Annotated in this window: 14 protein-coding genes and 1 pseudogene; 12 read left to right on the top strand and 3 right to left on the bottom strand. The window is 33.6% G+C overall.

Features of this window, described 5'->3' with window-relative positions; genetic code table 11:
* The first annotated feature begins 80 nt into the window (after positions 1 to 80).
* The gene (locus ABID42_RS01085) at positions 81 to 2,666 is read left to right on the top strand and encodes a YCF48-related protein (protein ID WP_367282102.1); all 2,586 of its coding nucleotides are present in this window, start codon (positions 81 to 83) and stop codon (positions 2,664 to 2,666) included.
* A 43-nt stretch (positions 2,667 to 2,709) separates the two neighbouring features.
* Here the strand turns inward: ABID42_RS01085 and ABID42_RS01090 are convergent, their stop codons facing one another.
* A complete protein-coding gene (locus tag ABID42_RS01090) occupies positions 2,710 to 2,952 on the bottom strand; it encodes a cytochrome b5 domain-containing protein (protein ID WP_367282103.1) in 243 nt (80 codons plus the stop codon).
* A gap of 85 nt (positions 2,953 to 3,037) precedes the next feature.
* Between ABID42_RS01090 and ABID42_RS01095 the strand changes: the two genes are divergently transcribed.
* The gene (locus tag ABID42_RS01095; RefSeq protein WP_323328166.1) at positions 3,038 to 3,508 is read left to right on the top strand and encodes a hypothetical protein; all 471 of its coding nucleotides are present in this window, start codon (positions 3,038 to 3,040) and stop codon (positions 3,506 to 3,508) included.
* 114 nt (positions 3,509 to 3,622) lie between these two features.
* Entirely contained in the window at positions 3,623 to 4,651 is a 1,029-nt protein-coding gene (thiL, locus tag ABID42_RS01100; RefSeq protein ID WP_323256960.1) for a thiamine-phosphate kinase, read from the top strand.
* A 77-nt stretch (positions 4,652 to 4,728) separates the two neighbouring features.
* Here the strand turns inward: thiL and ABID42_RS01105 are convergent, their stop codons facing one another.
* Positions 4,729 to 5,622 carry a geranylgeranylglycerol-phosphate geranylgeranyltransferase gene (locus ABID42_RS01105; protein ID WP_367282104.1) on the bottom strand — a complete coding sequence of 298 codons (894 nt, stop codon included), beginning with the start codon at positions 5,620 to 5,622 and terminating at the stop codon, positions 4,729 to 4,731.
* Positions 5,623 to 5,805: 183 nt separating this feature from the next.
* Here ABID42_RS01105 and bshA point away from each other — a divergent pair, with 183 nt between their 5' ends.
* The 5 genes from bshA to ABID42_RS01130 all read left to right on the top strand — a co-directional run bounded on the left by bshA (position 5,806) and on the right by ABID42_RS01130 (position 11,291).
* The gene (bshA, locus tag ABID42_RS01110) at positions 5,806 to 6,975 is read left to right on the top strand and encodes an N-acetyl-alpha-D-glucosaminyl L-malate synthase BshA (protein ID WP_323256964.1); all 1,170 of its coding nucleotides are present in this window, start codon (positions 5,806 to 5,808) and stop codon (positions 6,973 to 6,975) included.
* Between the two features lie 7 nt (positions 6,976 to 6,982).
* Positions 6,983 to 8,275, top strand: coding sequence for an NAD(P)/FAD-dependent oxidoreductase (locus ABID42_RS01115; protein ID WP_367282105.1), 1,293 nt, complete (start codon positions 6,983 to 6,985; stop codon positions 8,273 to 8,275).
* Positions 8,276 to 8,456: 181 nt separating this feature from the next.
* Positions 8,457 to 9,107 carry a sterol desaturase family protein gene (locus tag ABID42_RS01120; RefSeq protein WP_367282106.1) on the top strand — a complete coding sequence of 217 codons (651 nt, stop codon included), beginning with the start codon at positions 8,457 to 8,459 and terminating at the stop codon, positions 9,105 to 9,107.
* Between the two features lie 93 nt (positions 9,108 to 9,200).
* Positions 9,201 to 9,884: a response regulator gene (locus tag ABID42_RS01125; RefSeq protein WP_323256970.1), complete on the top strand. Its 684-nt coding sequence runs from the start codon at positions 9,201 to 9,203 to the stop codon at positions 9,882 to 9,884.
* Positions 9,885 to 9,917: 33 nt separating this feature from the next.
* Positions 9,918 to 11,291, top strand: coding sequence for a HAMP domain-containing sensor histidine kinase (locus tag ABID42_RS01130; protein WP_323256972.1), 1,374 nt, complete (start codon positions 9,918 to 9,920; stop codon positions 11,289 to 11,291).
* On the opposite strand, the gene folK is transcribed toward ABID42_RS01130, so the two are convergent.
* On the bottom strand, positions 11,270 to 11,779 hold the full coding sequence (gene folK, locus ABID42_RS01135) for a 2-amino-4-hydroxy-6-hydroxymethyldihydropteridine diphosphokinase (protein WP_367282107.1): 510 nt from the start codon (positions 11,777 to 11,779) through the stop codon (positions 11,270 to 11,272). The two genes, ABID42_RS01130 and folK, sit on opposite strands and share 22 nt — an antisense overlap.
* Before the next feature lie 141 nt (positions 11,780 to 11,920).
* Between folK and ABID42_RS01140 the strand changes: the two genes are divergently transcribed.
* The 4 genes and pseudogenes from ABID42_RS01140 to ABID42_RS01155 all read left to right on the top strand — a co-directional run bounded on the left by ABID42_RS01140 (position 11,921) and on the right by ABID42_RS01155 (position 13,594).
* Positions 11,921 to 12,475, top strand: coding sequence for a YqgE/AlgH family protein (locus ABID42_RS01140; protein WP_323256976.1), 555 nt, complete (start codon positions 11,921 to 11,923; stop codon positions 12,473 to 12,475).
* Between the two features lies 1 nt (position 12,476).
* Positions 12,477 to 12,938 carry a hypothetical protein gene (locus ABID42_RS01145; RefSeq protein WP_367282108.1) on the top strand — a complete coding sequence of 154 codons (462 nt, stop codon included), beginning with the start codon at positions 12,477 to 12,479 and terminating at the stop codon, positions 12,936 to 12,938.
* Between the two features lie 31 nt (positions 12,939 to 12,969).
* The gene (gene vap15 / locus ABID42_RS01150; protein ID WP_367282109.1) at positions 12,970 to 13,200 is read left to right on the top strand and encodes a type II toxin-antitoxin system VapB15 family antitoxin; all 231 of its coding nucleotides are present in this window, start codon (positions 12,970 to 12,972) and stop codon (positions 13,198 to 13,200) included.
* A pseudogene (locus ABID42_RS01155) lies at positions 13,181 to 13,594 on the top strand (putative toxin-antitoxin system toxin component, PIN family). Before vap15 ends, ABID42_RS01155 begins: the two are co-directional and overlap by 20 nt.
* Positions 13,595 to 13,662: the final 68 nt, after the last annotated feature.

Consider the following 13,662-nt stretch of genomic DNA (forward strand, 5'->3'; position numbering starts at 1 on the left):
GTTTGACACCTCTGAGACACAATTATACAACAAAAAAATCAAACGCCTTCGATTAAGAGGTGAGAGGCACCTTTATTAAAATGAAAAAAAATCTACTACTGTTTGTACTTCTTATTTCCTCATGGAAACTTTCTGCTCAACTCAAAATTGCGACAAATTCTGCAAATCTTTGTGAAGGGACAAATATTATTTTTGATGCGACAGGTATTCCGACTAATGCCTCAATCCAATGGCAAAAAAATGGCATTGACATTCTAAATGCTAATGCAAAAACTTACCAAACTTCAGCTTCAGGGAGTTATTCTGTAAAAGCAGTGAGTGGTACTAATAACTGGGTCAGAAAAAGTCCAACTGAAGACTTTGATCATCTATTAGATGTTTTTTTTGTAAATGAAAAAATTGGCTATGCCATAGGTAATAATGGAACTATTATTAAAACCTTAAATGGCGGAATTTCTTGGGAAAGCCAAATATCAAACACGACTGAGACACTTCGTCGTGTTTTCTTTATTGACGAACAAAACGGATGGATAGTTGGTATGGTAGGAGAGATATTAACAACCAATGATGGGGGGGCAAATTGGAGAAAAGCTCCTAAAACTTGGAATTATAATAGATATTTTGAAAATATTTTTTTCCTTAATTCTAAAGTTGGATGGATTTTAGGAAGTGAATTATTGTTAAAAACTACTAATGGTGGGGAGACATGGACATCTCTACCTCAATCCTCACCTTATGTAAGTGTGTATGCTATTTTTTTTACTGATGCTCAAACAGGTTGGATAGCAGATTATTTTGGCAGTATTTATAAAACAACAGATGGTGGTGCTACTTGGAAAGAAAGTTATTATCTTAATGGTGATAAACCTTTTAATGTACCCCAAGAATTTGGTTTTTTCCTTTCAATATCTTTTACAGATAAAAATAATGGATGGGCAGTCGGATCAAATGGTATAATGGTTACTACATCAAATGGAGGTTTAAGTTGGACAAGAAAAAAAGGTATTAATGATAACCTTTTTTTCAACAAAATTCAATTTAGTGACGCTAAAAATGGTTTTGCCTTTACTTATGGAAGTGAATATCTACAAACATCCGATGGAGGAAATACTTGGATAAAAAAGAGTATAGACTTGAATACACCGATAAGTATTTACTTTTTATTTGGTAAAAACAATATATGGTCTGTTGGTAATGAAGGAACAATTATTAATACTACAGACAGTGGACTTAACTGGAAAATACTTAGAGGAAATACACAATGGTTATTTGATATTAATTTTGTAAATTCCTCTATTGGCTACAAAGTAGGAAATTATGGATTAATTGAAAAAACCATTGATGGTGGTGTCACTTGGAAAAAGCAAAATTCTGGCGTTAATAATACTATCTTTAAAGTGAAATTTGTTGATGAAAATACTGGATGGGCTTTAATCAAAGGTGGCGTTCAAGGAAGTCAAGGTAGTGTATTGAGAACTGTTGATGGTGGAAATACTTGGACAAATCACACTATATATCCCAAAACTATTTATTTAGAATTTATCAATGCAATGTTTTTTAATGATGCTAAAAATGGTTTTGTTGTTGGGTATAAAAATACTATTTATAATACTAAAGATGGAGGTCTTACTTGGAATAAAGTAAAAACCACTCTCGATTCTAATCAACATTTAGAGTCTGTTTTCTTTTCTGATTCAAAAAATGGTTGGGCAGTTGGTAATCCTGGTAATATTGTTAAAACTCATGACGGTGGCGAAACATGGACCAAGCTCAGTATTGACGAGAAACATAAAAATGGCGAATTTAGATCTGTATGGTTCAATGATGCAAAAAATGGCTGGGTTCTTAAATATCCTAATCTTATATTAAAAACTACTGATGGTGGAATTACTTGGACAGACTTTGAGGTAGAAAACCAAACATTAAAGTCTATTATTTTTACAGATAATAAAACTGGATGGATAACAGGTGAGCGTGGATTGTTGTTAAAAACCATTGATGGTGGGATTAATTGGGAAACTCAACAATATAATAGCTCTAAAACCTTAAATGGACTGTTTTTTTCAAATACTCAAAACGGGTGGGCAGTAGGCACTGGCAATACTCTACTTAAATATGAGCAACAAGTTTTAGCTACTTCAAATACGCTTATGATTAATCCCAAACCGAATGTTCCAAACTTAACTTGGAGTAACAATGAGGGTCGTCTAATTGCCACAAGTACAACACAACCTGTACTGTTTTCTTGGTTTAGAGGAAATAATGAAATAAAAAACTTTACTAGCACGACCTTCTTTCCAACTAGCTCCGGAACATACAGTGTACGTGTAAGTGACTCAAATTTCTGTTCAGAGTTTTCAAAGCCAGTTGAAGTAAGTATTTTATCATCTGATAACCCTTTTCAAACCTCATATTTAAATGCTTATCCAAACCCCAATAATAATGGAGTATTAAAAATAGACTATTCCAATTTAAAAAATGGCAGAGTAGCTGAACTACAACTAATTGGTATTGATGGATTATCTGTTCATAATCAAAAGCTTGAACTTCAAAATAACTCATTCGCAGGAGAAGTTGACCTCAAAGGTTTATCTTCTGGCATATACTTTTTACAAGTGGTTTCAGGCGAACAAAAATCTGTGGTTAAAATAAGTGTTGTAAAATAATGCAACCAAAAATTACCAAGTTGTGTCTATAAGTTTAAAGAAATCAAGAATTATTAGATACTAACTCACCCACAACTATAAATTTTTCAAAAACTTTGTCGGTATGTGGAGCGTCTTTTAGTTCATCGGTTAAATCTTGACCAGCCCAATGTTCATAATGCTTACCATTACGCCAAAGTCTGGAATTACTAACATCATAAATAATCCCTTTGAAGGCAATCCAGATTTCGTCACGATCTTGACCGTTCCTTAAAGCCAATTGAGATTTTGTGTATTTTTTTAGCATAATTATTTTTTATATATTGTATCAAATTTGTTGAACTCAATTTATTTTATCATTTTTATCCCTCAAAAATAAAATCTAACAGATAATGAAAAAACTAATTCTATCCCTCCCTATTCTCTTTGCCTTTGTTTTAATACTAAGCAGTTGTGGAAAAGATGCACCTGAACCAACTTTAACAGAAAAGTTGACAAAAACTTTTACCGTTAGCATTGCAAAAGAAGGTGGTGTTGAAGTTTACAACAAAACTAAAGCAACAAACATTGCTTCTGGTTATTCTAACTACAAATTAAGTTTAAGTAGTACAAAGTCGGCTACATTAACGGCGAAAGATAATACTACATTCACGGGTACTTGGGCATTGACAAATACAGACAAAACTTTAAGTTTAACTGGATTAAAAACTTCAGCAGGAGCGAATCCAACTGGAACTACTGGAACAATTGAATTTACAATCGTTACAATTGATGGAACTGGTTCAGCAGTAACACTTGAGTCTTTACAACCAGACATTAAAGCAAGTAATTCTATTGTTAATTTACAATTAGTAAATCCTTAAACCAAACATAAATTATTACCACGAAGCCATCTCTAATAGGATGGCTTTTTTCTTTTCCATAAAATATCAATCCATCGATTCTCTCAATCACAAAATCAAACGTAACTTTGTATTATGGAAACAAGAACAGAATTAAGTACAATCGGAGAATTTGGCTTGATAAAGTTAATCGATTCGAAATTTCAAACCATTAATCCAGAAACCATCAAGGGAATTGGCGATGATGCAGCCATCATCGATACTGCTGGAAAAGAATTGGTAATTTCTACCGACCTTTTGATGGAAGGCATCCATTTCGATTTAGCTTATACTCCTCTCAAACATTTAGGTTACAAGGCTGTTGCCGTAAATGTTTCTGATATTGCTGCGATGAATGCTATTCCTAAACAGATTACGGTAAGTTTGGGCTTGAGTAATCGTTTTTCGGTAGAAGCCATTGAAGAATTATATGAAGGTATCAAGATTGCTTGTGATGAATATAAAGTAGATTTAGTAGGTGGTGATACTTCGGCTTCACGCTCTGGTTTGGTGATTTCAATTACTGCTTTGGGTACTGCGGAAAAGAAAAATATCGTTCGAAGAAATACTGCTAATACGAATGACATTATTTGTGTTTCGGGAGATTTAGGTGCTGCTTACATTGGTTTACAAACGCTTGAAAGAGAAAAACAAGTATTTTTGGCAAACCCTGATATGCAACCTCAATTGGATAAAGATAAAGATTATGTGATAGAACGCCAATTGAAACCGAATGCCAGAATGGATGTAATTTATGAATTGCGTGATTTAGGCGTAATTCCTACTTCAATGATTGACATTTCAGATGGATTGGCTTCTGAAATATTACATCTTTGTAAAAATTCTGGTACTGGTGCGGTTATTTTTGAAGATAAAATTCCAATCGACGACCAAACTTATTTAGTAGCAACTGAATTAAACTTTAGCCCGATGACGGCTGCATTGAATGGCGGAGAAGATTATGAATTACTTTTTACAGTAAAACAAGAAGATTTTGAAACCATCAAAAACATGTCTGATATAAGTTTCTTGGGTTATATGACTAACGATGTAGATGGTGTAAAATTAATGATGAAATCGGGTACGTTAATCAACGTTACTTCGCCTGGATTTGAGCATTTTTGATGCTTTTTAAAATAAATTTCCATAAAAAATGGCTTCGTTTTGCGAAGCCATTTTTTATGGAAACTATATCATTACAATCAAACGGCTATCATTGTTAAAACTCCTATTAGCATAATAATTTTACAGGCATTACTCAGAAAAGCAAAATCATTCGGTTTGTCGGCATAGACTAATTTATAAGTCAGAAAACCAACGGGAAACATCATTAATAGAAAAATATAAGCAATTCTTTCATTCGGTAATTGACTTGCCAGAATGAATAAAATACTGATAAAAATGGCGATTAATCCATAAACAAGATTTTTGGTTCTGGCAATTCCCCAGATAATTGGAAGAGTTCTACAACCATGACGTTCATCGCCTTTTACATCTTCCATATCTTTAATAATTTCTCGAATCAAAGTAATGAAAAATGAAAAAGTAGCATAAACCCACACTTCTCGCTGATGACCAGGATAATAAACGGCTAAAACCAACAAAGAAAAACCCGTTAAAATAGCCACCATCAAATTTCCCCAGAAAGCCAATCTTTTTAATTTATTGGCATAAAGCCACAAACAAAAAACGGCACATAAATTCACAAAAGCTGTTTTTCTATCTACCAATAAACCCAATAAAATTCCAGAAGCATTAAAAATTTGATGAATCAATAAAGCCCATCTTCTTTTAATATATCGCCCAATTACTACTCGTTCGGGTTTATTCACTAAATCAATTTTTATATCATAATAATCATTGATGATATAACCAGAGGCAGCCACCAAAACGGTCGCTAAAACAATTAAGAATAAGTTTTTTTCTAATAAAATATCAAGGATATGGCTGAAAGAAAGTGGTTTATCTCTAATCAAAAAATATCTTGTAAAATATTGCGTAAATACGATAATTGCTAAATTTTGCCAACGAATTAGTCGGGTAAAACCTGTAAGTACTTGTAGGTATGTAACTTTCCGAGGGGTTCTCAACATCATATTAGAAGATTGTTATGCGCTATAACAACCAAATTTATTCCATTTTCATCCCTTAAAAAACTTTTTTAGTGATTAGAAGAGATTTTTTTTTGTTTTTGTGTGTTAGACTTTTGATAAGTCTATTCGCTAAGACTTAACTTTACATATCCACAACGTGCGGCGAACCGCTTCAATATTAGATTAATGAAAATCGGAATTGTTTGTTATCCTACTTACGGAGGTAGTGGTGTTGTAGCCACAGAATTAGGTAAGGCACTTGCAAAAGCAGGTCATGAAGTACATTTTATCACCTATTCACAACCTTCAAGGTTAGACTTTTTTAACGAAAATATCTATTATCATGAAGTAAGTGTTTCTAGCTATCCACTTTTCCAATACTTACCTTACGAGTCGGCTTTGGCAAGTAAAATTGTTGATGTAGTTATCAACGAAAGGCTTGATTTATTACATGTTCATTATGCCATTCCTCATGCTTCTGCGGCTTATTTAGCAAAGCAAATTCTAAAATCAAAAGGTATTCATATTCCATTTATTACTACGTTGCATGGAACAGACATTACTTTAGTTGGCAAAGACCCATCTTTTGAACCAGTCGTTACTTTCTCGATTAACGAATCTGACGGCGTTACGGCAGTGTCAGAAAGTCTGAAAAACGATACTTATGATGAATTTGAAATTGTAAGTAAAATAGAAGTAATTCCAAATTTCATTGATTTAGAACGGTTCAAAAAACTTCGTAAAGATCATTTCAAAATAGCAATCTGCCCTAATGGCGAAAAACTATTGATGCACACTTCTAACTTTAGAAAAGTAAAAAGAATTGAAGATGTTGTCCATGTTTTTCATAAAGTAAATCAAAAAATTCCTTCAAAGTTACTCTTGGTTGGCGATGGACCGGAACGTACTTCAATAGAAATGCTTTGCAGAGAATTGGGCGTTCAGCAAGATGTAAGATTTTTAGGTAAACTTGATGTGATAGAAGAAGTACTTTCTTTGGCAGATTTGTTTTTGCTGACTTCCGAAAAAGAAAGTTTCGGTTTGGCAGCTTTAGAAGCAATGGCTTGTGAAGTACCAATTATTTCTTCGGACGCTGGTGGATTGCCAGAAGTAAATGTGCATGGCGTAACGGGTTATGTTTCTAAAATTGGCGATACCGACGACATGGCAAAAAATGCCATTTCAATTTTAGAAGATGATGAAGTACTCGCTCGTTTCAAACATAATGCACATGAAAGAGCTAAAGAATTTGACATCGCTAATATTTTACCCCTTTACGAACGTTATTATGAAGAAGTAACTGCCAAAAGTTGGAAATTTCCACCACAACCTTGTGCAGTCGATAGTTTAAATTAATAATAATATGCCCCTAAACATACAAGTAAGTAATCGTAAAAGAGTTGTCATTATTGGTGCTGGTTTTGGAGGCTTGAAACTTGCTCAAGAATTAGCAGGAAGTGCTGACTTTGAAGTTGTTTTGATTGATAAAAATAATTATCATCAATTTCAGCCACTATTCTACCAAGTAGCTACCGCAGGACTAGAACCTTCAGCGATTTCTTTTCCGCTTCGATTGGCTTTTCATCACTATGAAAATGTGTATGTAAGGGTGGCGACTGTCACAAAAATTATTACTGAACAAAATCTTATTGAAACCAATATTGGTGAACTCTCTTTCGATTATCTAGTAATTGCAATTGGAGCTGACACCAATTTTTTTGGCAATAAAAATATTGAAGACAATGCTCTTCCGATGAAATCTGTCGGTGAAGCACTTGGACTTAGAAATAGAATACTAGAAAATTTTGAAAAAGCCTTACTTGCCGACCAAGAAGAAGATAAAATTGGTTTGATGAATGTAGTGGTAGTTGGCGGTGGCCCAACTGGTGTAGAAGTATCTGGTACTTTGGCAGAAATGAAAAGAATGGTTTTGCCTAAAGATTATCCAGAACTAGATTTTGATTTAATGCAGGTTCACATCATAGAATCTGGTGGAGAATTATTAGGGCCAATGTCGCTAAATGCGCAAATTAAATCAAAAGAATATTTAGAGCAATTAGGCGTAATAGTTCATCTAAATACCAGAGTAACAGATTTTGATGGAAAGCATGTTTATTTTAACAATGGCACAACCATTAGAACCAATAATTTAGTATGGGCTGCTGGTGTTAAAGCCAATGTGATAGAAGGAATAAAACCAGAAATCTTGGTTCGTGGCGGGCGCTTAAAAGTAAACAGACAAAACCTTGTAGAAGGATACGAAAATATCTTTGCTGTAGGCGATGTGGCTTATATGACAGAAGATAAATTTCCGAATGGTCATCCACAAGTAGCACAACCCGCTATTCAACAAGGGAATTTATTAGCTAGTAATTTAAAAAACATGCTAAAAGGAAACCCTGTTGAAGATTTCTGCTATAAAGATTTGGGCTCTATGGCAACTATTGGTAGAAACAAAGCTGTAGTGGATTTACCATTTTGGCATTTTCAAGGATTCTTTGCTTGGCTTACTTGGATGTTTGTTCACCTTATTGCTATTGTGGGTGTAAAAAACAAAGTGTTAATATTTATCAACTGGTTGTGGAATTATATTACTTACGATCAGTCATTAAGGTTAATCATCAAAGCTAAATCTCCTAAAAACAATCAAACTTAGCGAACTGACTATTAATCACATAAACAAATTATCATCAAATAACATGACAAACGGTATTTTATTGTAAATAAATCTTCAGTATCTTTGTCGTTATAATTCAACAAATTGATAGGTATTAAGCTCTTTATATAAAATTAGTACAATTTATACGCTAACTCTCCTACTTATCTGAAATAGTATTATGGAAGCGAAAAACACAAAAATAAGACCTAAAAATAGTGGCTCTAAACAATTATTCGATAATCCAATTTTAGAGAAACTATCACACACACACATTGCCATTCCTGTTAGTATGTTTTTCGTTGCAGGTTTTGTGCTTGGATATTATGCTTTTACTCATACCGAATTAGCCAACTGGGCAATCGGTATGCTATTTATAGTTGGTGCAATTACATTTACTTTTATTGAATATTGGGTTCATAGAAGTGTGTATCATATCGAACCAACCACTGAAGCAAGAGCAAAATTCCAATACATCGCTCACGGGGTACATCACGAATATCCAAAAGATAAAACTCGTTTAGCAATGCCTCCGATTGTCGCTGTAATTGTGGCTGTCACTTTGTTTTCAGTCTTTTTTGTATTGATGGGCGAAGCTGCTTATGCCTTTTTCCCCGGTTTTATTTGGGGCTATGCAGCTTACTTATTAGTACATTATTCTGTTCATGCTTATGCGCCACCAAAGAATTTCATGAAGCAATTGTGGATTAACCACGCTGTGCATCATTATAAAGATGGAAATGCTGTTTTTGGTGTTTCTTCACCAATTTGGGATTATGTTTTTGGAACAATGGCAACGATGGACAAATCGAAAGTTTCTGAGAATTTATAAGAAATATTTATTTAGCAATAGCTCCGCAAGAAATACAGTATCTTGCGGAGTTTTTTATTTTATCTTTGAACCTAAATTCATTCGCCAAATCTCATGAAAATATTACTGATAGAAGACGAACCTAAAACACTTCAATCGCTTCGACAAGGATTGGAGGAAAATGGTTTTGAAGTTGATATTGCTTATGACGGCGTCATTGGTAAACATCTTGCTCGAAAAAATCAATATCAAATCATCGTTACCGACATCATCATGCCAGGTATCAATGGACTTGAACTTTGTAAACAATTGCGTGAAGAAGGTGTTACTACGCCAATTTTGATGCTTACTGCTATGGGAAGTATCCAAGAAAAACTGATGGGTTTTGATGCTGGTGCAGATGATTACTTGGTAAAACCTTTTGATTTCTTGGAATTGTTGGCTCGTATTAAAGTATTGAGTAAAAGAAACCTAATTCCTCTTCCAAACAATAGTAATATTCTGAGCTATAGTAATCTTGAAATGAATCTGGATGCACACTTAGTAACCAGAGGAGGCAATAAGATTGATTTAACTGCTCGTGAATTCGCTCTTTTAGAATATCTTTTGCGCAATCAAGGTAAAGTAATTTCAAAAGCTGATATTGCCGAAAAAGTATGGGATAGTCGTTTTGAAATGGGCACTAACGTCATCGAAGTTTTTATGACGATGCTTCGTAAGAAAGTTGATAAAAATTATGATACTAAATTGATTCATACCCAATACGGCGTTGGCTACGTTTTGAAGGTTGAAGAGTAATTCAAGTTAAATCAAAAAACGATTCTATAAATCATGCAAATTCGGGCAAAACTTACTTTACAATTTACACTTCTGGTGTCTGTAATTGTTTTGACAATTTTTATTGTTATTTATGGTTTGCGTTATAATTACGTCAAAGAAGAATTTTATAATCGTCTTACACAAAAAGCTTCGACTTCTGCCAAATTATTGGTTACTATCAACGAAGTAAATTATAAATTACTCAAGAAAATCAACCAAACGAACAAGGATGTTCTTTATCGTGAAAACCTTATTATTTACGATTACGAAAACCTAAAAGTATATTCAAGTAATGATACGAGTGGGTTTAAGATTTCTTCGGAAATGCTTAACCAAGTTAGAAAAGAACGAGTTTCAAGGTTTACACAAGGAGATTTTAAAATTGTGGGAATCCTTTATCGTGACCGTTTCAATCGAGTTGTAACCATTGCTGGCGCAGTAGATTTATCAGGGGAACGAGATTTAAAAAATCTTCAAAACACCATGTTTGGTTTGTTTTTTATTGTGATTGCTGTCGTGGCTGTAACGGGTTGGTATTTTTCTGTTCGTGCTTTGTCGCCTATTTCTGAAGTAATCAAACAAGTAAAAACCATTTATCCACAAAACGTTAATCAACGGCTTACCATCCAAAATCCTAAAGACGAAATTGGGCAACTTACCGCTACTTTCAACGAACTTTTAGAAAGAATCGGAGAAGTATTTCGTTTGCAAAATCTATTTGTTTCGAATGTTTCTCATGAAATGAAAAACCCTTTGATGAAAATCGGTTCGCAAATAGATGTTACTTTATTGAAAAGCAGAAGTGAAGAACAATACTTGGCAACATTGCAGTCTGTCAGACAAGATATTCGTGAACTTGGTCAGCTTTCAAATACTTTGTTAGAATTAGCCAAAGTAAGTGATTTGAACCATAGTTTGATGTACGATGAAGTTCGCCTCGATGAAATTATCTGGGAAGCTGGTGATTTACTTTTGCAAGCCGAAAAGGATTATCAAGTACAAGTAAACTTTACCAGTGAAATCGATGAAGATTCAGAATTGGTGATTCAAGGCAATGCACAATTATTGAAAACAGCTTTTGTAAACTTGATGGAAAATGGCTGTAAATTCTCTGAAAACCATACGGTGAAAGTAAGTATTCGTTTCTTGGAAAAACAAATTGAAGTACAATTTGAAAACAAAGGTGCAATGGCACAAAAAGAAATCGCCTTAGTTTTCGAACCTTTTTACAGAAGCCAAAATACGGCGAGTATCAAAGGTTATGGTGTGGGTTTATCTTTAGTAAACCGAATTGTGAAACTTCATGGAGGAAGTATCAATGCACATTGTTCTGATAATTCTACTTTTTTCACTTTACTTCTTCCTTATTCTGTGGGAATTAAATAAGGTTTTACTTCGCCAACATCTGGACAAGCATCATATAACTCTTGAATACTTTTGTGAAGTACTGGATGTATAAAATCTGCTGCAATTTCTTCTAATGGCACTAATACAAAGTTTCTGTCTTGCATTAAAGGATGTGGAAGAGTAAGTGTATTTTCTGCGATTATTTGATTTCCATGAAAAATAATATCAATATCAATTAGCCTTGCTCCCCATTTTTCGATACGCACTCTCCCCAACATTTCTTCAATCATTTGTGCTTGTAGCAACAATTCTTTTGAACTTAATGTTGTTTCAACAGCAAGGGCTAAGTTTAAATAATTAGGTTGGTTTTCCACACCCCAAGGTGCAGTTTCATAGAATTTTGAACGTTTGGTAATCAATCCAATCTTAATGGCTATTAATTGAATGGCATTTTCCAGAATTTCGGCTCTGTTTCCCAAATTTGACCCTAAAAGTAAGTAAGTCGTTTGGAGATTTAGCTTTTGCATTGTATTTTTAGTTAAACTTCTTTAAAAGCTCCATAGCATATAATCTATATTATTACAGACAGAATCGCTTTTCTTAGTGTATATTCTTGCAAAGATTTATAAATATCGCTTAATTCACCAATAATCCTTTAAATACCTACCATGAAAAACATCACAAAGGGCTCTATACTCATTTCCGAACCTTTTCTTAAGGATCCGAATTTCAATCGAAGTGTTGTACTTATTTGTGAACACGAGACGAACCAAGGCTCTTTTGGATTGATTCTGAACCAAACTTCCAATCTAAATCTGGATGATGTATTGGAAGAAAATATTTATCCTGACGTGCCACTTTATGTCGGTGGCCCCGTTCAGCATAATACTTTGCACTATGTGCATCGCCGTCCTGATATTATCGACGGGGGAATCACCTTGATGGATGGTGTTACTTGGGGTGGAAATTTCCAACAAGTAAAAAGCCTCCTTAATAATGGAGTATTATCGCCTAAAGATATTCGTTGCTTTATTGGCTATTCGGGTTGGGAAGAAGACCAACTTGATAATGAACTCAAAAAAGATTCTTGGATAGTTTCAAGTACAACTTCTGATGTTATTTTTGATACGCCTCCAGAAAATTTTTGGAGAACAATTCTTAAAGAAATGGGTGGCTCGTTCAAAGTATTAGCTAATTATCCAAGCGACCCAAGCTTGAATTAAAATGTCAGACAACAATAATATTCCTCATATTTCAATCATTAATACTCGTCCCTCCGACCAACATTTATTACTCTTGGGCGGTTTAGGGACGTTTTTATATGTTATCTATTTCTTGATTAGAACAGAATACATATCAAGCGCTATTTGTTTATTTACTAGCATTTTTTTGATTTATCAGTATTTAGAAAAAATCAAGGTGAAGGCTAAACTCATTATTAGTCAGGATGGCATACAAGTGGTTGGACAACCTTTTGTTTCTTGGGCATTTGTTCATGGATTACAGATTCGTCCAGAAGTGAAGGGAAATCATTATTCCGAAACCTTGGTTTTTACCAATAATGGAAGAATTCAAGAAATTCCTATTCAACAATTAGATATTACTGCATGGCAATTAGAACAGTTACTTGAAATGTATCAGGAACGGTTTAGGGAAAGTATTGTTGAAAATGATGAACTTTTGTAAAGATTGTTAAACTTTAATTTGAATTAAAATCATGAAAACTGCATTACAAATAGATATTAGCTACGAACAAGTATTTGCTCTGGTAAAACAACTTCCTCAACAAGAAAAAATCAAATTAAGTAAAGAATTAGAAAAGGAAGGTATTGAGAATAAATTATCTGAATTGCTTAAAACATTTCAAACCAAAGAACTAAGTTTAGATACGATAACTGAAGAAGTTGAAATTGTAAGACAACAATTATATGAAAACAAAAAGCATTAAAGTCATTTTTGACACTAATGTTTGGATTAGCTTTCTAATTGGCAAACGTTTGTCATTCATAAAAAACCATATCTCTAATGGACAAATCACAATTATAACAACTCATCAACTGTTAGTTGAGATTAAAGAAGTTACTAGCAGAGAAAAATTAAAAAAGTACTTCCCTAAATAAAGTGTTGATGAATTAATTAACCTTTTAGAAACCATTGCGATAAAAATAGAAATCCAACCTGTTCACTTTATTAATAGAGATCCAAAAGATAATTTTTTATTAGATTTAATCGAGTTTTCTAAAGCTGATTATTTAGTAACAGGGGATAAAGATTTATTAGAACTTAATCCCTTTCAAACTGCTACTATCATAAGTCCAGCAAGTTTTGAAAAACTCTTCTAAAACCATCTCCTCATTTTATTCCTCCTTTTTGTAAGCTGTAAAGCCCTGTTATTAAGTCTATTTTCAAG

The organism is Arcicella rosea (genome assembly GCF_040543805.1).
Lineage (GTDB): Bacteria > Bacteroidota > Bacteroidia > Cytophagales > Spirosomataceae > Arcicella > Arcicella rosea.